The organism is Micromonospora maris AB-18-032 (assembly GCF_000204155.1).
GTDB lineage: Bacteria > Actinomycetota > Actinomycetes > Mycobacteriales > Micromonosporaceae > Micromonospora > Micromonospora gifhornensis.
This window is the reverse complement of the sequence record NC_015434.1, coordinates 5124637-5144498: the sequence shown is the minus strand read 5'-3', so window position 1 is coordinate 5144498 and position 19862 is coordinate 5124637. Positions and strand designations below refer to the sequence as shown.

Genomic DNA, 19862 nt, shown 5'->3' with positions numbered 1-19862 from the left:
CCGCCTATCCTGACCCGGGTGTTAAGCAGGGGCCCCTGCTCTACCGGAGGCGTTAACAAGGGGCCCTTCCTTTCAACAAGATGGGGTGCGGGTGCTGGTCGTTCATGGGGCGTGGCTGCCGGGTCGGGGACTCGCGGTCTGGGGTGAGGACAGCACCCTGCCGCCGCGCGCCGCGCGCCGTCCCGGCCGGGTACCCCGGGAACGTCCGCATCCGTTCGCCGCCGCGCACACCACGCTGGCTGCCGCGCTGGCCGAGGTGGCCGAACCGACAGACCTCGGCACCGCGCTGCTCCGCCTGCCCACCCGCGCCGGATCCCCGGTCGACTCGCCGGAGCTGGTCCGAACCGCCGTCGTGGACCCGGTCCGCGGCCCGGTCACCCTGGCCGGCTGGCGGGTGCCCATCCTGGCGTACGCCCCGGACGCGGCGCTGTCGTTGCTGCGTACCCTCGACGGGCTGACCGCCGTGCCCGGCGCGACGCTGCGGCACCTGGCGGAACTGGCCACCTTCGCCGCCGACCTGGCCACCCGGGGTCGGGTCCTGCCCGGCCTGGCCGCCGGCCGGGGGAGCGAGGTCGGGGCCCGTGCGGTGTGGCGACCGCTGCTCACCGGGACCGACGCCGCCTGGGCTCGGGCGTTGGCGCTGGCCCTGCCACCGGTCGCCCGCGCGGTGGCCGAGGCCGACCTGCCCGCGACTGCCGTACCCACCGGGGCGGGGTTGGAGGCTGAGGGTGCGGCCGGGGCGGGGGTGCTGGTGGGTGATGCGCTCGACGCGCTCACCGATGCGGCGGTGCGGGCGGCGCTGCCGCAGACCACCTTGGCTCGCGGGGTACGCCGCGACGGGGCGGTGGCGGCCTGGCTCGGTGCGCTCACCGGGCCACAGCGGGAATTCACCGCCGAACCGGCGGCGCTGGACGTCCTGCGTGACGAGCTGGAAGCCTGGCAGCGGGACGCGGCCGGCGGGACGGTACGGGCCAGCTTCCGGCTCGTCGAACCACCCGACGACGAGATCGAGACCCCGCTGACCGTGGTACCGGCCGACCCGGACGCCATCGTGGCGACCGAGGGGACGTGGCGGGTGGAGTTCGGGCTCCGCGCCGCCGACGAGTCCGGTCTGCACGTCGACGCCGGGCAGGTGTGGTGGGGTACGACCGGGCCCGCGCTGGACAGCCCGCAGGAGACGCTGCTGGCGGAGCTGGGCCGGGCCAGCCGGCTCTGGCCGGAGCTGGACTCGGCGCTGCGGACCGCGACGCCGGAGGCGATGGAGCTGGACGCCGAGGGTGCCCACCGGTTCCTGCGCGAAGGTGCCCCGCTGCTGCACGCGGCGGGCTTCACCGTGCTGCTGCCGTCGTGGTGGCAGCGGCCGTCGGCGCGGCTCGGCGCGCGGCTGCGGGCTGCTTCCCGCACCGCGCCCGGCACGGTCGCCGCCGCCGGTGAGCGGGTCGGGCTGGACGCGATTGTCGACTACCGGTGGGAAATCGCCCTGGGCGACCAGCCGCTGACCGCCGAGGAGTTGGCCCGCCTCGCCGAGCTGAAGACGCCGCTGGTGCGGCTGCGCGGCCACTGGGTCGAGCTGGACCCGAAGCGGCTCGCCGCCGGCCTGCGGCTGTTGCGGTCCACCGGCGAGCTGACTGTCGCCGATCTGCTCCGGTTGGGGCTCACCGACGCCGAGCAGCCGGATGCGCTGCCGGTGCTGGAGGTGAGCGCGGACGGGGCGTTGGGTGATCTGCTCGCCGGGTCGGTGGAGCGGCGGCTCGCCCCGTTGACCGAGCCGCCGTCGTTCGCCGGCACCCTGCGGCCGTACCAGCGGCGTGGTCTGGCCTGGTTGACGTTCCTCCAGTCGCTCGGGCTGGGCGGGGTGCTCGCCGACGACATGGGGCTGGGCAAGACGGTGCAGCTGCTGGCGTTGTTCGCGGCCGACCCGCCGCAGGCCGGGCCGACCCTGCTGGTGTGTCCGATGTCGCTGGTCGGCAACTGGCAGCGGGAGGCCGCCCGGTTCACCCCCGAGCTGCGGGTGCACGTGCACCACGGCGCGCAGCGGGCCCGGGGAGCCGAGTTCGGCGACGCCGTACAGGCTGCGGATCTGGTCCTCACCACGTACCCGACGGCGGCCCGGGACGCGGCTGACCTGGCCGGTGTCGACTGGCACCGGGTGGTGCTCGACGAGGCGCAGGCGGTGAAGAACGCCGCCACCCGGCAGGCCGAGGCGGTCCGCGCGCTGCCCGCCCGGCACCGGATCGCGGTGACCGGTACGCCGGTGGAGAACCGGCTGGCCGACCTGTGGTCCATCATGCAGTTCGCCAACCCGGGCCTGCTCGGCCCGGCGGCGACGTTCCGTAAGCGCTTCGCCGAGCCGATCGAACGGCACGGTGACACCGACACCGCCGAGCGGCTGCGCCGGATCACCGGCCCGTTCGTCTTGCGCCGACTCAAGACCGACTCGTCGATCATCTCGGATCTGCCGGAGAAGCTGGAGATGGAGGTCGTCTGCAACCTGACCGCCGAGCAGGCGGCGCTCTACCAGGTGGTGGTCGACGACATGATGGCCCGGATCGAGGCCAGCGAGGGCATCGAGCGGCGCGGCCTGGTGCTTGCCACCATGACCCGGCTCAAGCAGGTCTGCAACCATCCCGCCCAGTTGCTGCGCGACGGGTCGGCGCTGGCCGGGCGCTCCGGCAAGCTGGCCCGGTTGGAGGAGATCCTCGACGAGGTCCTCGCGGCGGGGGAGAAGGCCCTGCTGTTCACCCAGTACGCGGAGTTCGGCGGGATGCTGCGCGGCCACCTGTCGGCCCGCTTCGGCCGGGAGGTGCTGTTCCTGCACGGCGGCCTCGGCAAGGCCGACCGGGACGAGATGGTGACCCGGTTCCAGTCCGACGACGGCCCGGCCCTGTTCGTGCTCTCCCTCAAGGCCGGCGGGACCGGGCTGACCCTGACCGCCGCCAACCACGTGGTGCACGTGGACCGGTGGTGGAACCCGGCGGTGGAGGACCAGGCCACCGACCGGGCGTTCCGTATCGGTCAGCGCCGCCGCGTGCAGGTCCGCAAGTTCGTCTGCGCCGGCACGGTGGAGGAGAAGGTCGCCGCGCTGATCGCCGACAAACGCAGTCTGGCCGCGTCGGTCGTCGGCACCGGCGAGCAGTGGGTCACGGAGCTGTCCACCACCCAGCTGCGCGAGTTGTTCAGCCTGGAGGCCGGGGCGGTGGCGCAGTGACCAGCCCGACCGGTACGGGTGGGCGGGGCCGGTTCGCCGACTACGGGCGGCCCCGCCGGGTCGACGGCGGATTGCGGGCCCGCAGCAGCCGAGGCGCCATCGGGGTGTCCTGGTGGTCGCGGCGGTTCCTGGAGGTGCTGGAGTCGTTCGCGCTCGGCACCCGGTTGACCCGTGGCCGCGCGTACGCCCGAGCCGGTCAGGTGGTACGCCTCGACATCGCCCCGGGCACGGTGACCTCGACGGTGCAGGGCTCCCGCCCCCGGCCGTACCAGGTCCACATCGCACTGCCGGTGTTCCCGGAGCAGTTGTGGGCACGGATCGAGGCGGAGCTGGCCGGGCAGGCGTTCTTCAGCGCCCGGCTGCTCGCCGGTGACCTGCCGGCCGAGCTTGAGGAGCTGTTCACCGCCGTCGGTGCACCGCTGTTCCCGGCCACCGTGACGGAGTTGGCGCAACGCTGCTCATGCCCGGACGCCGCGGTCCCCTGCAAACACCTCGCGGCCACCTTCTACCTGCTCGCCGAGGCGTTCGACGCGGATCCGTTCGCCCTGCTGCACTGGCGTGGCCGCAGCCGCGACGCCCTGCTCGACCGGCTCCGCGAGCTACGTGGCACCGGCAGCAAGCCGAGCAGCACAGGTACCCTCGGAGCCGATCGGCCTGCGGCGGGTGCGGCGCGAGCCCTCGCCGATCTGCCCGTCGCCCCGTTGGCGGAGACGGTCGATCGGTTCTGGCTGCCGCCCGTGCCCCTGCCGGATCGCCCGCCGAGTCTGGCGAGCCGTCCGGATCTGCTGTTGCGGCAGCTCGGTGCACCCGCACCGGCGATCGGTGGACCGGGTCTTCTGGAGCGACTGCGTCAGGCGTACCGGCAGCTCGGTGAGTGAGCGGGCGCGGCGTCGACCCGGTCGGGCGGCTTCGGCGCTGTTCAGAGCCAGCGTTGCCGGAACCGCCACATGAGTACGGCGTTGGTCAGCAGCACCACGGCGAAGATCGCCCCGGTGAGTCGTCCGAACGCCACGGTCGCGGCCGGCAGGGCCGCCCACAGCAGGATGGTCAACAGCAGCAGCCATCGTCCGCGTCGACCCCGGGCCCGGTTGTCGAGCCGGGCGAAGAACGCCGGGTCGCTCTCTCGGAGATTGCGGGTGATCTGCTCAAAACGACGCTGATCCTCTTTGCTGAGCATGTGCCTTCCCCTCACGCGTTCAGCAACGGCGAGGCGGAATACCCACTGGGGTCACGGCTCACGCTTCTTCTGCTGCTTCTTTCGCCAGTAGGACGGGGCGAGCGCGGCGACCCGTGCACACCGGGTGCCGATGTCGTCGCACAGCTTCGGTCGGCCGAGAAGGATGTCGCGTACCCCGAACCCGTCCGATAGCGCCGCGAGTCCCTTTTCGCGCTCGACGGCCCCAGGTGCGTCAGACCCGGCTCAGCAGGCGGACCGGGTCACAGCCAGTGGACCGGGTCAGAGCCAGCGGGTCGGTCGGTGGGTGGTCGCCGGGCGTGAGCCGAGCGGGCGGGGCCGACCGGGGCGCGCGCCCGGCGGGCGGGTGGCGGCCCACCGGCGGCCAAGGCGGTGCCGCCGTGGCGGCTCGGCACCGTTCGGGTGGTGTGTGGTGTCGTCCGTGGACATCGCCGATCCCCGCTCCCGGCGCCGGGCTGCGCCGTCGTGGTGCTCAACGACCGCGCGTGGTCCGGCGTCGCTGTCCGCACGGCCGGCCTGCGCGGGACGCGTGCTCACCTGCCTCGACGGGGCAACGGCAGGTGACCGGGCACCAGCGCCGGCACCAGGGTGATCCCGGTGGCCCGGAGCGCGTCGATCAGGGTGTTCTGGACCAGGTAGGAGTCCGGCAGCTGCCAGCGGGCCTGCTCCGGTGCCACCATCCAGCGGACCGGGCCTTCGGGTAACCGGGTGGGCGGTGCCGCGATCCACGAGCCGGGACCGTGCCGTACCACCTGGAGACAGTGCTCCAACTCGGGGCGCAGCGGATCGCCGGGGCGTACCAGGAACATCCACCGCCCGGTCGGTGTGACAAGCACCGGGCCGCGGACGCCGAGGCCCGCGGGATGGGCGCGGACCGCATCCAGCACGCGGCGGCCCAGGTCCGCGGCGACCTCCAGCACGTCGAAGGAACGCCCGGTGGGCAGCAGTACGCCGTGCGGCCGGGACCGCCACCAGTTCGCCACCCGGGCCGGGTCGGCGCTCGCGGCGTGCTCCCAGTCCTCAAGGGCGGGATGGCAGCCGACGGTGGGGCAGCCGGCTCGACCGCAGACGAAGCGGCTCCGTGCCAGGCAGGCACCGGGGGTGACCTCCCAGCCGTGCATCGCGTACCGCACCGCTACCCGGCGCAGTCGTACCCGTTCCAACGGCGACAGGTGCGCCACCCGCGGTCCGACGTTCTCCCACATTGGCGCCATCTCCCCTCGCCGGGCCGCCCGGTGCAGTTCACACGTTGAGCACCGTCACTGCCATCGTTGACGATCGTTTGGTCTGACAAAGTGGCTCATGCAACTTGCACGAAAACTATGAGGACTGGCCGTACGGCTGACGCACAACCAGTGCGACCAGCGGAAACCTGAAGACGGACGGTTGACCGCACCCGCGGAACAGCCCACGGCCCCTGGCTGCGGCTCCATCTAGGGAGGACTGGCGAGATGGACGAACTACCCATCGGGCGGCGGGTGGCCTACTGGCGAGGGCGACGAAAAATGTCGCAACAGGTCTTCGCCGACCGGTTGGGCAAGTCGAAGAGCTGGGTCGACAAGATCGAACGCGGCGTACGCCGGCTGGACAAGTTCTCCGTCCTCTACGAGATCGCCGACATCCTTCAGATGGATGTGCAGTTGCTGCTCGGCAAGGACCCGGAGCGGCGCGGGGACACGCTCAACTGCATCGAGCAGTTCGAGGTCGAGGAGATCCGGGCGGCGCTGGAGCGGTACGACTCGGTCAGCGCGTACTTCGACGCCGCGCCGTGCCCACCCCCGCTGGCGGACATGAGCAAGGCCGTCACCCACGCCTGGCTGACCTACCAGTACGGCCGCTACGGCATGCTGATCCGGGCCCTGCCCAAGCTGCTGCGCGACGCCCAGGCCGCCGACGCCGCCTACGGCGGGGATCAGGCGGAGCGCGCCGCCCACCTGCTCGCGCAGGTCTATCAGATCGCCTCCTCGGTGCTGCGCAAACTGGGTGAGTGTGAGCTCGCCTGGCTCGCCGCCGACCGGTCCATCGCGGTCGCCCAACGCGCCGACGACCTGCTGCTCGCCGGGGTCGCCACCACCCGGGTGTGCAACGCACTGGCGTCGATGGGACGATCCCGGCCCGCGCTGGAGTTGAACGTCCGGATCGCCAACCGCCTCGCCCCCGGCGGTCAGAACGACACCAGCCCGGAACGGATCTCGGTGTACGGCATGCTGCTGCTGCAAGGTGCCATGGCCGCCGCCCGCATCGGCGACGCCGCCACCGTCGATGACCTGATCGCCGGCGCGTACGCGGCGGCGCAGGAACTCGGCAGTGACCAGAACCACTACTGGACCTCGTTCGGGCCGACGAACGTCGAACTGCACCGGGCGGCAGCCGCCGTCGAGTTGGGTGACGGTGGCCGGGCGGTCGAGGTGCACCAGCTCAAGCTCCAGAACCCGTCCTTCGACGCGCTGCTGCCGGAACGCCGGGCGCATCACCTGCTCGACCTGGCCCGGGCCTACGCCCTGATCGGCGACGTGGCCAACGCGGGTGAGATGTTGCTGCGCGGGGATCGGCTCGCCCCGTCCGAGATCCGCTGCCGGCCGATCGCCCACGAGGTGATGTCCGACGTCCTACGTCGCACACGTGGTGCGCCGCCTTCGCTGATCGCGGAGTTGGCTGAGCACATGGGAGTAGGGGTATGACTTCGGGGCCGGTCTGATGACCGGTTCGCACCGCCATGACGGGCACCGTGAGGTGCTGTACATCATCGCCTGCGGTTCGCCGCTGGCCCGAGACGTGGGTCGGCTCGTCGAGCTGGCCCAGCAGGACGGCTGGGACGTCTGCGTGGTCACCACGCCCGACGGCGCCAAGTTCGTCGACCGCGCCGCGTTGGCCCGCCAGACGGGCCACCCGGTGCGTACGCACTACAAGAACCCGGGTGATCCGGACGTGCTGCCGTCGGCCGACGCCATCGTCGTCTGCCCGGCCACGGTCAACACGGTCAACAAGTGGGCGGCCGGCATCGCCGACACCCTCGCCCTCGGGTTGCTGATCGAGGCACAGGGCCGGGGCATCCCCCTGGTCGCCGTGCCGTACACAAACGTCGCGATGGCCGCACACCCGGCCTTCCGGACGGCGATCGACCGACTGACCGAGTGGGGGGTACGCGTGCTCTTCGGCGACGACGTCCTCCCGCTGCACCCACCCGGAACGGGGGAGCGGTACCAGCACGCCTTCCCCTGGCCGCTCGCCCTCACCGCGCTGCACGACCACCTCGTCCACACTTCGTGAAAGGAAGGGCCCCTTGTTAACGCCTTCGGTAGAACAAGGGGCCCTTGTTAACAACCGCACCCCGGCCGGTCCGGCGGCGGGCGGGTGACGTCCCGCCTCGACGCTGACGCCGGTAAGCTGGCCCGTCGTGAGCACAACCACAGCCGTGCCGACCGTCGCCGACGTCGTGGCCGAGCTGGAGCGGCGCTACCCGCCGAGCTGGGCCGAGGAGTGGGACCGGGTCGGCCTGGTGCTCGGTGAGCCGGACGCCCAGGTGCGCCGGGTTCTCTGCGTCGTCGACGTGGTCCCCGAGACGGTCGCCGAAGCCCTCGCCGCTGGCGTCGACATGATCGTCGCTCACCATCCGCTGCTGCTGCGCGGCGTCTCCTCGGTCGCGCCGACAACGTACAAGGGCCGGATCATCCACCAACTGATCAAGGCCGACATCGCGCTGTACGTCGCGCACACAAACGCCGACGTGGCCGCCCCCGGCGTTTCCGACGCCCTCGCCGGCCGGCTCGGCCTGACCGACCTGCGTCCCCTGCAACCGGCCCGGCCCGGCACCCCGGCCGCCGGTGAGGGCCGCGGCGTGGGCCGCATCGGCCGGCTGCCCCGACCGATGAGCCTGGCCGAGCTGACCCGACACGCCGCCACCGTGCTGCCCGTCACCGCCGTCGGGGTACGCGCCGCTGGCGCACCGGACCGCATCGTGCGTACCCTCGCCGTCTGCGGTGGGTCCGGGGACAGCTTCCTGGCCGACGCGAGCGCCGCCGGCGTGGACGCCTACCTCACCGCCGACCTGCGCCACCACCCGGCCGGCGAACATCTCGCCACCGGAGGGCCGGCGCTGCTCGACGCCACCCACTGGGCGACCGAGCGACCCTGGCTGGACGACCTGGCCGCGCTGCTGCGGGGCACGTCGGGCGTCGAGGCCCTGGTGTCCGACCTGGACACCAGCCCGTGGACCGTACACGCAGCCCCACCCTCAACGGGCCGGCCCGCAGTGGCCGAACCCGTAGCGGACGACAAGGAGCCCGACCGTGAAGGCTGACCCCCAGGTCCAGCGCCGCCTGCTCGACCTCCAGGCGATCGACACCGCCCTCGCCCAGCTCGCCCACCGGCGGCGGTCGCTGCCCGAGCGTGCCGAGTTGGAGGCCCTGGCCCGGGAGCTGTCCGCCCTGGAGGACGAGCGGGTCCGTGCCCAGGTCGCGGTCGACGACCTGGACCGGGACATCGCCCGGCTGGAGAAGGACGTCGACCAGGTGCGGGCGCGCAAGGCCAAGAACGAGGACCGGCTGGCCGCCGGCACCGGCCCGGCCCGCGAGCTGGAGGCGCTGCAACACGAACTGGTCTCGCTCAACCGCCGGCAGGGCGACCTGGAAGACGCCGAACTGGAGTTGATGGAGCAGCGCGAAACCGCCCAGGCGGTGCTGGACGGCGTCGAACAGCGGCTCACCGAGGTCCGCGAACGGCGGGCCGCCACCGAGCAGCGACGCGACGAGAGCCTCGGCGAGATCGGCCGGGAGGAGGAGTTCAAACGCTCGGCCCGCCAGCCGCTCGCCAACGACCTCCCCGCCGACCTGGTGCAGCTCTACGACCGGATCCGCACCGACACCGGGCTCGGCGCGGCGCTGCTCTACGCCGGCCGCTGCGGCGGCTGCCGCCTGGAGCTCTCCGGTGCCGACCTGGCCCGCATCCGCAAGACCGACCCCGAAGAGGTGGTCCGCTGCGAGGACTGCCGCCGGATCATGGTCCGCACCAACGAGTCCGGGCTGTAACCGGTGGCACCGCGTACCGTCCTGGTCGAGGCCGACGGCGGCGCCCGGGGCAACCCGGGCCCGGCCGGGTACGGCGCGGTGCTCCGCGACCCGGCCACCGGCGAGGTGCTGGCCGAGCGCAGCGCCGCCATCGGCACCGCCACCAACAACGTCGCCGAGTACCAGGGCCTGCTCGCCGGCCTGACCGCCGCCGTCGAGCTGGGCGCGACCGAGGTCGAGGTCCGGATGGACTCCAAGCTGGTGGTCGAGCAGATGTCCGGCCGCTGGCAGATCAAACACCCCGGGCTGCGTCCGCTCGCCGCCCAGGCCGTCCAACTGGTCGGCCGCATCGGTACGGTCCGGTTCACCTGGATCCCCCGGGACCGCAACACCCACGCCGACGCCCTCGCCAACGCCGCCATGGACGCCGCCGCGACCTCCGGCGTCGCCGTACCCTCCGTCGCGCCGCCCCGCGTGGTCGCGCCGCCCCGCGAACTCGGCGGCCCGCAGCCCGCCGGCGGCGGCGCGGCCACCGTCGCCGCCCACGCCGAGACGCCCGGCACCGACCTGACCAGCGCGCCGGTCTCCTGGGAACCCCGGCCCAGCTTCACCGCCACCCGGCTGATCCTGGTCCGCCACGGCGAGACCGAGTACACCGAACAGGGCCGCTACTCCGGCCGCGGCGACGTCGCGCTGTCGGCGAAGGGCCAGGCCCAGGTGCGGGCCACCGCCGCCCGGGTGGCGGCGCTCGCCCCGCAGGCCGCCGCCGTGGTCAGCTCACCATTGTCCCGGTGTACGGCCACCGCCGAGGCGATCGCCGCCGCCATCGGCGACCTGCCGGTACGCCCCGACGACGACCTGATCGAGTGCGACTTCGGTGCCTGGGAGGGCCGCACCTTCGCCGAGGTACGCGAACAGTGGGCGGGCGAGCTGGACGCCTGGCTGGCCTCCACCCGCATCGCCCCACCCGACGGCGAATCCTTCGCCCAGGTCGCCGACCGCTGCGCCCGGGTGACCGAACGCCTCGTCGCGGCGTACCCCGGCCAGACCGTGGTGGTGGTCTCGCACGTCTCGCCGATCAAACTGATGCTGCGCGACGCCCTCGCCGCCACCGACGCCTTCCTGCACCGGCTCTACCTCGACGCCGCCGGCATCTCGGTGCTGGACCGCTGGCCCGACGGCGGCATCGCCGTCCGCACCGTCAACGACACCGCCCACCTCGCCTCGCTGCAGTAAGGAAGGGCACCTTATTAACGCCTAGCGTTGTATAAGGGCCCCCTACTAACACGTAGCCGCGTGGCGCGAGCAGCGTCGCGGGTGCGGGTGCGGGTGCGGCGTGCCTGGGCGCTGCCTTTCAGCGCAGCGCCCGCCACAGCAGGTACAACCCGATCGTGGTGCCGAAGACCACGATGATCGCCTTCAGCAGCTTCGACGGCAGCCGGCGGACCAGCCGGGCGCCCGCGTACCCGCCGACAAGCGTGGCCGGCGCCAGCAACGCCACCCCGGCCCAGTTCACCGGCCCGGCGAGCGCGAACACGGCCACCGTGGTCAGGCCGATGATCGCGGAGAGCAGGTTCTTGATCGCGCTCACCCGGGCCAACGTGGCGTCCAACACCAGGGCCAACGCGGCCACCAGCATCACCCCGACCGCCGCGCCGAAGTAGCCGCCGTACACCGAGGCCAACGCCACCACGACCTGGATCGTCAGACCCCGCCGCCGGGTCGGCACATCACGCGGATGCCCCACCAGCCGCCGCAGCGGATCCTGAAACGCCAGCAGCGCCGTCGCCCCGAGCACCAGAAACGGTACGACCACCTCGAACGCCCGTGCCGGAGTGACAAGCAGCAGCCCCGCACCGACCAGCGCGCCGACGATCGTCGTCGGCACCAGCGTGACCAGCAGCCGCCCCCGAGGCAGATCCATCCAACTGCCCGCCACTGCCGCGCCGTACCCCGGGAACACCGACACCGAGTTGGTCACGTTCGCCGGCACCGGCGGCAACCCCACCGCCAGCAGCGCCGGAAACGTGATCAGCGAACCACCCCCGGCCACCGCGTTGACCGTACCGGCGGCCATACCGGCCGCGAGCAGCAACGCGGCGTTCGCAAGATCCATACTCGCCGAGGCTAGTCGGCCCGGCCTGCGACAGCGAGCCCACCGGCATTATCTGACCTGGTGGTGCTCTCTTGGTGGTCGTCGCTGCCGGGTGTGCACGGCCGTGGCAATAAGTCGCCCGGCCGGTGTCGTTAGGATGTGTGCGCGACGGACGAGTCGACCGGGCGGTCGCGTCGGTGGGCAGCAGCCCGCCGCCGAGGAACGTCCGGACTCCACAGGGCAGGGTGGTTGCTAACGGCAACCCGGGGTGACCCGCGGGACAGTGCCACAGAAAACAGACCGCCGACCCCAACGGGGACGGTAAGGGTGAAACGGTGGGGTAAGAGCCCACCAGCACCCCGGGTGACCGGGGTGGCTCGGTAAACCCCACCCGGAGCAAGGCCAAGAAAGGGCCGTCACCGCATGATGACGACCCGCGCAGACGCTTGAGGGTGGCCCGCCCGATGTCTGCGGGTAGGCCGCACGAGCCTGTCGGCAACGGCAGGCCGAGATGGATGGCCGCCGCCGGCGCGAAACCCCTCGGGGTACGCGCCGCGCACAGAATCCGGCGTACAGGTCGACTCGTCCGTCGCCCATTAGGCCAGTGTCGCGATCAAGGCTCTGGCCTGGTTCTGAGTCTGGGCGTCGTCGATGGTCGTCCTTTCAGCGTTGTCGGCGTTTGACGGCCTGATCTTGAACTGCGGGAGCGTCAGCCCAGAAGGGCCTGCTGCAGAGACCACGAACGCCCTGCGTCGGCGATTGCTGCTGGCTCGTATCCTGCGGGCGATGCCCGACAATTCGCTCAGCTCGCGCCCACCTGTCAGGCGAGCGCCCCGTACGTTCATCACCGCACTGCTGGTGTTCGGCGTGGTGGTGCCATCCATCATCATCCGTGAGCTGATCGAGGGCGCGATGGGCAGTGGCCCGCTCGCGGACCTCGGCTGGATCGCAGTTCCGATGGCGGCCACAGCCTGGCTTGCGCCGCGTGCCTCCTACCGTCGCCGCGACGCACTGTGGTGGCTCGCAGGCGGGTTCGGCCTCTACATCTTTGTGGTGATCGCTTGGCGGGTGGCCTTCCTGCCCTACCGCGACTGGCCGCCTCGACCCGATGAGGCATCTCGAATCCGATGGCTGTGTGACAGGCAACAGGCCGGGTTGTGGTACCTGTCCGGGGGCGCAAAGTAGGTGGTGGCGGCCGAGTGGGTGAGGGCGGATCTCCTCGTCGGGCGGTCGTAGACCGTCCGGAGATGCTGGTAGCACCTGAGGTGCCTGGCGAGGGATCCGGCGGGGGCATCTCTGAGGAGGGTCGGGGTTCGAGGCAAGGCCCTGATATGGGCGGGTCGCTAAGCGATGACCTGATAGCGGGCAAGCATCGACATGATGGTTTCGATGCGGGCTTTCAGTAGTTCGTCAGGAGCGTGATGAACCTGAACCGTCGTGATGAGAGAGCCGGGATCGTTCGCCAGTTCCGGGTGCGGGCTTCGATGGCCGCGCCGCTTCGCCGCCCTGCGCGCTGCGGCGTAGCGGCGGAACTCGGTGCGTCGCTGATCCCTGCTCATGGACAGGGCGTCGAGTGCACGGAGCAGGGCCGCCTCCTCACGGTGGAACGGCCCGGCCAACTCATCGAGGAAGCTCAGCGTGGTCTGGAAGCCGATCGGTCGGTACAGCTGCACGCAGGAGCGCAACGCCGACACCCGATGCTGGTACGGCAGAGCTGGATCACGCACCCGCCGGGTGTAGGCGCTGAAACTCACGCCGACGAGGCTAGGGCCTGTCACACGCAGCGTCGATCGGTGGTGCGGGGGTGAGGGGCAGCAGCTACCCGAACTCGTGGACGACCTCGATCTGGCCGACGATGTGACTGTTGAACTCGTCCAGCTCCTCGGCGGGCACCCACAGCTCCAGGATGGTGTCGCCACCAACCTGGCGGACCGGGTAGCGGCTGAGGAAATCCGTCTCGACGTGGAAGCGGGTCACGTACCCGGCCCCGGAGGCGGGGACGTTCCAGTCCCGGGCGATCTTGATCGCGTAGTCCTCGTTCAGCACGGGGTAGAAGATCGGCTGGTCGGGCAGGCGAGGCGGCCACGCGCGCCACCCGGACGCGCGGACCAGCTCCCGCTCCCGCGGCCCGGTCGGGCGCCACAACACGGTCGTGTTCACGTCGTCGCTCATCCTGACCCCGCTGCTTCCGTCGATCGTGAGCCCGGACAGTATCGGCTTGTCCACGACGGACACCACCGCATTCACCGCGCGGCAGCGGGCGAGCCAGGGCTCGCCGATCACTGCGGGGTGGCCTCGTGGCCGGCCATGCCATGGGTACGGCGGCGCTGCTTCATCTCCGCCTCGTAGATGTGCCGCCGGCCGTCGGCCAGGGTGTCCCGGGCGTACCGTTCGATCTCCTGGAATGCGGCGTAGTAGCCGTCGTCGAACTCCTCCATGATCTGGAAGGTCCAGCGGCCGGGTAGCACGTTGCGGCCGAGCAGTTCGTGCTCGACCCGGTCGGCTACGGCGTCGTGGCCCGCCTCGCGCAGGAGGGTCACCACCCGGTCGAGGGTCAGGTCGGCGCCGCCGACGAGTTGGTGCGCCGAGTAGAGATGTCCGCGTACCCGGTGGATGGTTTCCAGGGCTTTGCTCAGCTCGCCCAGGGCCTCGACGGTGGTGTCGTCGACGCCGGTCGGGCGGGAGTGCTCGTCGTCCACCGATCTGTTGTCAGCTGCCATGGCCGCTCAGTACCCAGGCTCGCGGCCACCACGCACAATGCCTCACCTGGGGCGATCTGATCGGTGCCCAGTTGACGATTCACGGTCCTTGTCGAGGTCCTTATAGTCAAGGCGGGTGCAAGGCGACGTCATGTTGTCTCGCAGTGTCGGGGACGACGGTCGCCGTGGCCGCAGGTGGACGACCGATCGAGGGAGCCCCGATGAGTTTCGTATTCGTAGCTTCCTCGGTCGAGGGGAAGCCCTATGCGGAGGTGGTCGCGCGTCTTATCGCGGGGCATGGTGGTCGACCGTTGCTCTGGTGGAGCCAAACCGCATTTCCGGTCGGTGTCACCCTGGTAGAGTCCCTGTTTGAGATCAGTAGCAGAGTGGACAGCGCGATAATCGTGATGACCCCGGACGACGAGACCCTCCGCAGAGGCGTCAAATCCTACAGCCCGGGTCAGAATGTTTTGCTTGAGTACGGTTTGTTTGCCGGGCGCTTGGGTCGATCACGTGTCGCGGTCGTCACTATCGGTGATCCCAGGATGCCCTCCGATCTGGAAGGTGTCCACCATGTGCGTCTGCCTCCGCTGCCGCCGGATTCGGACGTGGAATCGTACTCGGCAATTGAGGCGGCACCCCGGATCATTCCGTGGTTACAGGCGCTGGACGCCGGCAGTAGTGACGGCATGAGGATCGCCAGCCTGGTCAGCCGACTGGCGCCGGGCGCGAAGCCCGCGCACCGGATCCGGATCAAGAGTCGGATCCTGTGCGAGCAGGTGGACCCGGACGACTTTCCCCGGCTGACCGCCGAGCATCTTGAGCATCTCCTGCTCAAGTACACGTACCGCCCGGACGACCACCAGGAGGTCGGCTACTCGAAGCGGACGAACGTGTCGGCGTACCTCGATCTCTCCGGTCTGCCGGCCGGCTCGCCCGACGAGCGGGATCTTGCCGGGCATCTCGCCCGGTACGTGGCGGAGTTGATCTCGGATGGCGGCCTGCGGCCGACGGTGATCGCCATCTCGAAACTCGCCTCCCAGGGGCTGCTGCGGACTGCGGCCCAGCGGTTGTCGATCCCACTGATCATGGTCAGTCCGTACGGCCCGAACGCCGACGCCCCGATCGAGGGATTCTTCGAACCGGGGGACAGGGCGATCCTGCTGCACGATGTCGCGCTCAGTGGCCAGCATCTGGTCGACTGCATCGTCACGCTACGATCCCACGGCCTCACGGCGAACGATCTGGTCACCCTGACCCGACATCGTGCGGCCGACGGTAGTCTGCCGGCACTCATGCGAGAAAATCGGATAAACGTGCACTGTGCCTCTTTGCTCCTGCCGGAAAAGGGCAGGGTCTTGTCGGGAATGCCGAGCGTCGACAATGCCTCACCGGCAGTGATTCCCTGTGTTCTCTGTGATGTCATCCAGAACAAGGACGGCGTACCGGTCCGGGCGATGTTCGATCGCGACGAGTTGCCGACCGAGATCCTCCGGGAAACCCAGAACTTCGCGCTGATCGCAGATGTCGCGCCGCTGATGCCGGGGCACGCGTTGCTGGTGTCGAAACGTCACGCCATCTCGATGTCGAAGTGCTCGCCGCAGGAGCTTGCCGAACTCGACCTGTTCCGGCGGGAAGCCGCGGAGATACTCGCCGCCGCCTACTCACGTGACGTCGTCGCCTTCGAGCATGGTCTGTGCAACCGGTCGAAGATGGCCAACTGCGGCATCGACCACGCCCACATGCATCTCGTTCCGCTGGGGTTCTCGCTGCTGCCGATGCTCACCCAGGATTTCGCGCCCAGACAGCTGCGGTCGCTCGAATCGCTGCCGGAGGCCGCCGCTCGGCGGGACGAATACCTGCTGCTCATCGAAGATGCCGACGTGGTGCAGCTGGTCTTCACGGAGACTCCGACGCGGCAGTACTTCCGTCGGGTGGTGTCCGCGATCACCGGGCGCGACGTGTGGAACTGGAACGACGAGGTCCTGCTGCGGGAGAACCGGGAGGCACGCGACTGGATCCTCGGCGTCCACCAGGTCTTCAACGGCTCGGCCGGGCAGACCTGAGCGGCAGCGCCCGGAAAGGGGCGAGCGCACCGCCGTCGCGTAGCGAGGAACACGCAGGCGGGGAGCTGCGTGGCGTACGCGATGGCGGTGCGCTCGGGTCAGCGGGTGCCGACTGCCGGGGCGAGCAGCGTGGCCAGGCGGTCGGCGACCGGTGGGGCGTGCAGGTGCAGTCGGGCCACGTTGATCGTGTCGGTGCCGACCACGGAGAGCAGGGCGTGTGCACCCACTGCGTACACGGCGAAGTAGCCGCCGTCGTTGCGGACGGTGGACTGACGGAAGTCGCCCTGACCGAGCCGGTGGCTGGCCTGGCGGCCGAGGCCGAAGGCCGTCGCCGCCATCGCGGCCAGGTCGTCCGGGTTCAGCGGGGCCGGCAGGTCGTGGGCGATGCGCAGGCCGTCCACGCCGCCGAGGACGCTGCCCCGTACGCCGGGGATCTGCAGGCGCAGCTCGGTCAGCTCGGTCCCGATCGCCGGGTACGGCAGGGACGGGTTGCCGGCCAGCGACGGCGGGAGCTTGGTTGGGGGCGGACCGGCGGGGGGCGCGGCGGTGCGGCGGGGCAGCATGGTGTCTCGATCGCTCACAGTTCCAGCTGCTCCTCGATGGTGCGCAGCTGGTGCCGGGCGAGCGCCAGGTTGGACCGGGTCTTGCTGAGCATCAGGTAGAGGAACAGACCCTTGCCGGTGGGGCCGGTCAGCGGCCGGATGATGTGGTACTGCCCGCCCAGGGTGATCAGCATGTCCTCGATGTCGTCGTTGAGCTTGAGCATCTCGATGGTGCGCATCTTGGCGCGGACCACGTCGGTGTTGCCGGCCGCCGCGACGGTCAGGTCGATCTCCGGGGTCCCGCCGGCCACGCCGAGCGTCATTCCGCTTGTGTAGTCGACGAGCGCGACGCCGATCGCACCATCGATGCTCATGGCGTCCTTGAGTGCGGTGTCGAGGTTGGCCACGGTTCCTCCAGGTCCGACTGACGCGGCTACCCACGCCAGCGCAAGGTCTTCCGAAAGATTGATCTCGACGAAGAAATCTCGCACGAGAGTGGCACACGTACCGTCATGGCTGCACCCCGAGCAGCGTGAACGGACTGAGCGGGCGATCCGGGTTGGCCGCCGGGCCGAGGGAGATCGACGCTGCGGCGGATGTCTGCTGGCTCACATCGCTGCTACCTACTCCATCCGTGAGCTGGGATGTCTGCCAACGATGATCTGCTATCGGACATCGGCGAGTAATCGCCGACGACCCCGGCAGCAGACCCGACCTGACCGGGCACAGCATGTCGGGTCGCCGAGCCCGACGCGGCCATAGCGTGGATCGCACAAGGGAGGGAGATCCGGGTGCTGGAGCGGTTGAACCAGGCGATGGAACACCTCGAACAGCATCTCGACCGGCCGGTCGAGATCGCCGAACTGGCGCGGATCGCGGTCACGTCGGAGTACCACTTCCGGCGGCTGTTCTCCGCACTGGCCGGCATACCGCTGTCCGAGTACGTGCGCCGCCGTCGACTGACCATGGCAGCGGCGGAGGTGGTCTCAGGGGAACGCACCCTGCTCGACATCGCGATCCGCTGGGGGTACGGCTCGGCCGAGGCCTTCGCCCGCGCGTTCAAGGCCGTGCACGGCGTCGGCCCGGGCGAGGCCCGGCGTACGAAGAGCCCACTGCACGCCCAGCCCCGGGTGTCCTTCCGACTCGTCGTCGAAGGGAGTAGCAGCATGCGATACCGCATCGTCCGCAAGGACGCGTTCCAACTCGCCGGCCGTAAGGCGCGGATGCCGCTGGTGCACGAGGGCATGAACCCGGCGGTCGTCGCCTTCGTCAAGAGCATCGAGCCGGCGACCCGGGAACGGATCGAGGCGTTGTCCGACCAGGAACCGGCGGGAATCGTCAACGTCAGCGACGGGCTGACCGGCAACCGCGAGGAGGGCACCGAACTGGACTACTGGTACGGCGTCGTCACCGGTGCCGACGTGCCGGGTGACCTCGACGTGTTGCCGGTGCCGGCGGGTGACTGGGCGGTGTTCGAGGTGGCCGGGGAGTTCCCCGCCGCCGTGCAGTACCTGTGGCGGGACGTGTTCACCCAGTGGTTCCCGTCCAACCCGTACCGTTCCCGTCCCGGGCCGGAGATCTCGCGTACCACGGTGTCGGCCGACGGCACCCACGCGGAGGCCGAACTGTGGATCCCGGTCGAGCCGGTGCCCGCCTGAGCCCCGATCAGCCGGGATCAGTACGCCCCGTCCTCGTCACCGAGGGCGGCGAGGACCCGGCGCTGAAACCCGCGGGCCCGCGGGCCGGTCGGCGGGGTGCCGCCGGTGCGGGCGGCGATCGACTGCTCGACCAGGTCGACGGTGTCGGCGTCGACAAGTGGCCCGGCCTCGTCGAGCAACCGGCGGCCGGCGGCCACCTTGGGCAGCCACACCCCGTGGCGTAGCCGCACCCACGATCGGCAGGCGCCGAGAACGGCGTCCTCGGCGCCGGGTGCCGGCTGACCACCGGGGGGAACCGGCCGATCGAGCCACCACCGCAACGCGTCGCGCACCAGCCGGCGCAGGTCGCTCGGGGCCAGGTCGGCGAAGGCCTCGGCGGCGGGCGGGCCGAACAGGGCCCGTCCGCTCTGGTGCAGGATGCTGCGGTCCAGGCCGTACCAGAACAGGCCGTCGGCGGCCGGACGGTCCGCCGGCGTGTACGACACCCGGAAGTCCATCCCCGCGCCGGTGTTCAGCTCGACCTCGAACCCCGGCTCGCCGGTGCCGGAACGGGCCACCTCCCGCCGGTACACCACCAGCTCCAGACCCCGCGCCGGGCAGGGCAAGGCTTCGTGGCGCAGCCGGGCCACCAGCTCACTCGCGACCGCCCGGTCCAGCCGGTCGGCGCAGACCAGGGCCACGTCCACATCGCTGCGGCCCGGCTGGTAGGCCGCCAACCCCACCGAACCCGCCGCGTACGCACCGCACAACCGATCGCCGAGCACCTCACCGGCGACCGCGACGAGCGTGGCCAGGTACCGCCGCAGCGGCTCATCCATGCGCAGGCTCACCGGGCTCGCCCCACAACGTGCCCGGCGGCAGGAAGAAGGCCACCGCCTCCGGACCGAGGGCGTGCCGGATGACCAGCCGGGAATGCTCGTCCAACTCGGGCAACCGGCCCGGCGGGAACCAGCCCACCGCCAGCGACTCGTCGTCATTGACCCGCGCCTGCCCACCCAGCAGCCGGCAGTGGAACCCGAGGTTGAGGTATTCGCACAGGTCCCCGTTCGGGTAGCGGTGCGGGTGCGAGACGGCGCTGCTGAGCCGCAGCGGCTCGACCGCCAGGCCGGTCTCCTCCAGCACCTCACGCACCACGGCGGTGGCCGGCTGCTCACCCGGCTCGACGAAGCCGCTCACCACCGCCCAACGTCCGTCGTCGGCACGCTGACCCAACAGCAGTTCACCCGCCTCGTTGCGGACCACCGCACTCACGCTCGGCAGCCAGAGCAGGTCATGTCCGACGTGCTTACGCATCCGCAGGATGTAGTCCGGTACGCCCACCCGCCGACCTTAGCCCCGCCTCGTACGCCCCTGCCGCCCGGCACTGGGTCTGCACCCGCCCCGCCGATTGTCG

Annotated in this window: 20 protein-coding genes and 1 other RNA gene; 11 read left to right on the top strand and 10 right to left on the bottom strand. The window is 70.9% G+C overall.

Annotated elements, in window-relative coordinates; all coding sequences use genetic code 11:
• Nucleotides 1-91 precede the first annotated feature (91 nt).
• Both VAB18032_RS22625 and VAB18032_RS22620 read left to right on the top strand, forming a co-directional pair.
• Nucleotides 92-3208, top strand: a complete 3117-nt coding sequence (locus VAB18032_RS22625; RefSeq protein ID WP_043725411.1) for a DEAD/DEAH box helicase — start codon at nucleotides 92-94, stop codon at nucleotides 3206-3208.
• Complete coding sequence (locus VAB18032_RS22620; RefSeq protein ID WP_013735252.1) at nucleotides 3205-4086, top strand: SWIM zinc finger family protein; 882 nt, start codon at nucleotides 3205-3207, stop codon at nucleotides 4084-4086. Before VAB18032_RS22625 ends, VAB18032_RS22620 begins: the two co-directional genes overlap by 4 nt.
• 41 nt (nucleotides 4087-4127) lie before the next feature.
• Here VAB18032_RS22620 and VAB18032_RS22615 read toward each other — a convergent pair whose 3' ends face one another.
• Together VAB18032_RS22615 and VAB18032_RS22605 are read right to left on the bottom strand one after the other, a co-directional pair.
• A complete protein-coding gene (locus tag VAB18032_RS22615) occupies nucleotides 4128-4385 on the bottom strand; it encodes a DUF3040 domain-containing protein (protein ID WP_013735251.1) in 258 nt (85 codons plus the stop codon).
• A gap of 551 nt (nucleotides 4386-4936) precedes the next feature.
• On the bottom strand, nucleotides 4937-5608 hold the full coding sequence (locus VAB18032_RS22605) for a bifunctional DNA primase/polymerase (protein WP_013735250.1): 672 nt from the start codon (nucleotides 5606-5608) through the stop codon (nucleotides 4937-4939).
• Nucleotides 5609-5854: 246 nt separating this feature from the next.
• On the opposite strand from VAB18032_RS22605, the gene VAB18032_RS22600 reads away from it, so the two are divergent.
• The 5 genes from VAB18032_RS22600 (at nucleotide 5855) to VAB18032_RS22580 (ending at nucleotide 10645) form a co-directional block, all read left to right on the top strand.
• A complete protein-coding gene (locus VAB18032_RS22600) occupies nucleotides 5855-7084 on the top strand; it encodes a helix-turn-helix domain-containing protein (RefSeq protein WP_043721626.1) in 1230 nt (409 codons plus the stop codon).
• Between the two features lie 16 nt (nucleotides 7085-7100).
• The gene (locus VAB18032_RS22595) at nucleotides 7101-7673 is read left to right on the top strand and encodes a flavoprotein (protein ID WP_013735248.1); all 573 of its coding nucleotides are present in this window, start codon (nucleotides 7101-7103) and stop codon (nucleotides 7671-7673) included.
• A 127-nt stretch (nucleotides 7674-7800) separates the two neighbouring features.
• On the top strand, nucleotides 7801-8703 hold the full coding sequence (locus tag VAB18032_RS22590) for a Nif3-like dinuclear metal center hexameric protein (protein WP_043721622.1): 903 nt from the start codon (nucleotides 7801-7803) through the stop codon (nucleotides 8701-8703).
• Complete coding sequence (locus VAB18032_RS22585) at nucleotides 8693-9430, top strand: zinc ribbon domain-containing protein (RefSeq protein ID WP_013735246.1); 738 nt, start codon at nucleotides 8693-8695, stop codon at nucleotides 9428-9430. Before VAB18032_RS22590 ends, VAB18032_RS22585 begins: the two co-directional genes overlap by 11 nt.
• Nucleotides 9431-9433: 3 nt before the next feature.
• On the top strand, nucleotides 9434-10645 hold the full coding sequence (locus tag VAB18032_RS22580; RefSeq protein WP_013735245.1) for a bifunctional RNase H/acid phosphatase: 1212 nt from the start codon (nucleotides 9434-9436) through the stop codon (nucleotides 10643-10645).
• A 118-nt stretch (nucleotides 10646-10763) separates the two neighbouring features.
• On the opposite strand, the gene VAB18032_RS22575 is transcribed toward VAB18032_RS22580, so the two are convergent.
• Nucleotides 10764-11525 carry a sulfite exporter TauE/SafE family protein gene (locus VAB18032_RS22575; RefSeq protein ID WP_013735244.1) on the bottom strand — a complete coding sequence of 254 codons (762 nt, stop codon included), beginning with the start codon at nucleotides 11523-11525 and terminating at the stop codon, nucleotides 10764-10766.
• Between the two features lie 152 nt (nucleotides 11526-11677).
• Here VAB18032_RS22575 and rnpB point away from each other — a divergent pair.
• Together rnpB and VAB18032_RS30230 are read left to right on the top strand one after the other, a co-directional pair.
• An RNA gene (rnpB, locus tag VAB18032_RS30275) (RNase P RNA component class A) lies at nucleotides 11678-12093 on the top strand.
• Nucleotides 12094-12290: 197 nt separating this feature from the next.
• Nucleotides 12291-12689, top strand: a complete 399-nt coding sequence (locus tag VAB18032_RS30230) for a hypothetical protein (RefSeq protein WP_148272333.1) — start codon at nucleotides 12291-12293, stop codon at nucleotides 12687-12689.
• Nucleotides 12690-12847: 158 nt separating this feature from the next.
• Here the strand turns inward: VAB18032_RS30230 and VAB18032_RS22565 are convergent, their stop codons facing one another.
• The 3 genes from VAB18032_RS22565 to VAB18032_RS22555 form a co-directional block, all read right to left on the bottom strand.
• Nucleotides 12848-13258: a hypothetical protein gene (locus tag VAB18032_RS22565; protein ID WP_043721617.1), complete on the bottom strand. Its 411-nt coding sequence runs from the start codon at nucleotides 13256-13258 to the stop codon at nucleotides 12848-12850.
• A 64-nt stretch (nucleotides 13259-13322) separates the two neighbouring features.
• Entirely contained in the window at nucleotides 13323-13676 is a 354-nt protein-coding gene (locus VAB18032_RS22560) for a hypothetical protein (RefSeq protein WP_043725407.1), read from the bottom strand.
• A 107-nt stretch (nucleotides 13677-13783) separates the two neighbouring features.
• Nucleotides 13784-14224 (bottom strand): hypothetical protein, encoded by a 441-nt coding sequence (locus VAB18032_RS22555; RefSeq protein ID WP_043721614.1) that lies wholly within the window; start codon nucleotides 14222-14224, stop codon nucleotides 13784-13786.
• Nucleotides 14225-14424: 200 nt separating this feature from the next.
• Here VAB18032_RS22555 and VAB18032_RS22550 point away from each other — a divergent pair, with 200 nt between their 5' ends.
• Nucleotides 14425-16269 carry a TIR domain-containing protein gene (locus VAB18032_RS22550; protein ID WP_081476189.1) on the top strand — a complete coding sequence of 615 codons (1845 nt, stop codon included), beginning with the start codon at nucleotides 14425-14427 and terminating at the stop codon, nucleotides 16267-16269.
• 98 nt (nucleotides 16270-16367) lie between these two features.
• Here VAB18032_RS22550 and VAB18032_RS22545 read toward each other — a convergent pair whose 3' ends face one another.
• Nucleotides 16368-16850 carry a roadblock/LC7 domain-containing protein gene (locus VAB18032_RS22545; protein ID WP_013735238.1) on the bottom strand — a complete coding sequence of 161 codons (483 nt, stop codon included), beginning with the start codon at nucleotides 16848-16850 and terminating at the stop codon, nucleotides 16368-16370.
• Nucleotides 16847-17218 (bottom strand): roadblock/LC7 domain-containing protein, encoded by a 372-nt coding sequence (locus VAB18032_RS22540; protein WP_013735237.1) that lies wholly within the window; start codon nucleotides 17216-17218, stop codon nucleotides 16847-16849. Before VAB18032_RS22540 ends, VAB18032_RS22545 begins: the two co-directional genes overlap by 4 nt.
• A gap of 384 nt (nucleotides 17219-17602) precedes the next feature.
• Between VAB18032_RS22540 and VAB18032_RS22535 the strand changes: the two genes are divergently transcribed.
• Nucleotides 17603-18469, top strand: coding sequence for an AraC family transcriptional regulator (locus VAB18032_RS22535; RefSeq protein WP_013735236.1), 867 nt, complete (start codon nucleotides 17603-17605; stop codon nucleotides 18467-18469).
• Nucleotides 18470-18486: 17 nt separating this feature from the next.
• Here the strand turns inward: VAB18032_RS22535 and VAB18032_RS22530 are convergent, their stop codons facing one another.
• On the bottom strand, nucleotides 18487-19287 hold the full coding sequence (locus VAB18032_RS22530) for a nucleotidyltransferase (protein WP_043721608.1): 801 nt from the start codon (nucleotides 19285-19287) through the stop codon (nucleotides 18487-18489).
• Complete coding sequence (locus VAB18032_RS22525; RefSeq protein ID WP_013735234.1) at nucleotides 19280-19789, bottom strand: NUDIX hydrolase; 510 nt, start codon at nucleotides 19787-19789, stop codon at nucleotides 19280-19282. The genes VAB18032_RS22530 and VAB18032_RS22525 overlap by 8 nt, the downstream gene beginning before the upstream one ends.
• Between the last annotated feature and the right edge of the window lie 73 nt (nucleotides 19790-19862).

What these genes read in the sequence shown, in the direction of transcription:
- VAB18032_RS22615 (WP_013735251.1), bottom strand. Translation starts at nt 4,385, where the DNA reads ATGCTCAGCAAAGAGGATCAGCGTCGTTTTGAGCAGATCACCCGCAAT.
- VAB18032_RS22605 (WP_013735250.1), bottom strand. Translation starts at nt 5,608, where the DNA reads ATGTGGGAGAACGTCGGACCGCGGGTGGCGCACCTGTCGCCGTTGGAA.
- VAB18032_RS22600 (WP_043721626.1), top strand. Translation starts at nt 5,855, where the DNA reads ATGGACGAACTACCCATCGGGCGGCGGGTGGCCTACTGGCGAGGGCGA.
- VAB18032_RS22595 (WP_013735248.1), top strand. Translation starts at nt 7,101, where the DNA reads ATGACCGGTTCGCACCGCCATGACGGGCACCGTGAGGTGCTGTACATC.
- VAB18032_RS22575 (WP_013735244.1), bottom strand. Translation starts at nt 11,525, where the DNA reads ATGGATCTTGCGAACGCCGCGTTGCTGCTCGCGGCCGGTATGGCCGCC.
- VAB18032_RS30230 (WP_148272333.1), top strand. Translation starts at nt 12,291, where the DNA reads ATGCCCGACAATTCGCTCAGCTCGCGCCCACCTGTCAGGCGAGCGCCC.
- VAB18032_RS22560 (WP_043725407.1), bottom strand. Translation starts at nt 13,676, where the DNA reads ATGAGCGACGACGTGAACACGACCGTGTTGTGGCGCCCGACCGGGCCG.
- VAB18032_RS22555 (WP_043721614.1), bottom strand. Translation starts at nt 14,224, where the DNA reads ATGGCAGCTGACAACAGATCGGTGGACGACGAGCACTCCCGCCCGACC.
- VAB18032_RS22550 (WP_081476189.1), top strand. Translation starts at nt 14,425, where the DNA reads ATGAGTTTCGTATTCGTAGCTTCCTCGGTCGAGGGGAAGCCCTATGCG.
- VAB18032_RS22530 (WP_043721608.1), bottom strand. Translation starts at nt 19,287, where the DNA reads ATGGATGAGCCGCTGCGGCGGTACCTGGCCACGCTCGTCGCGGTCGCC.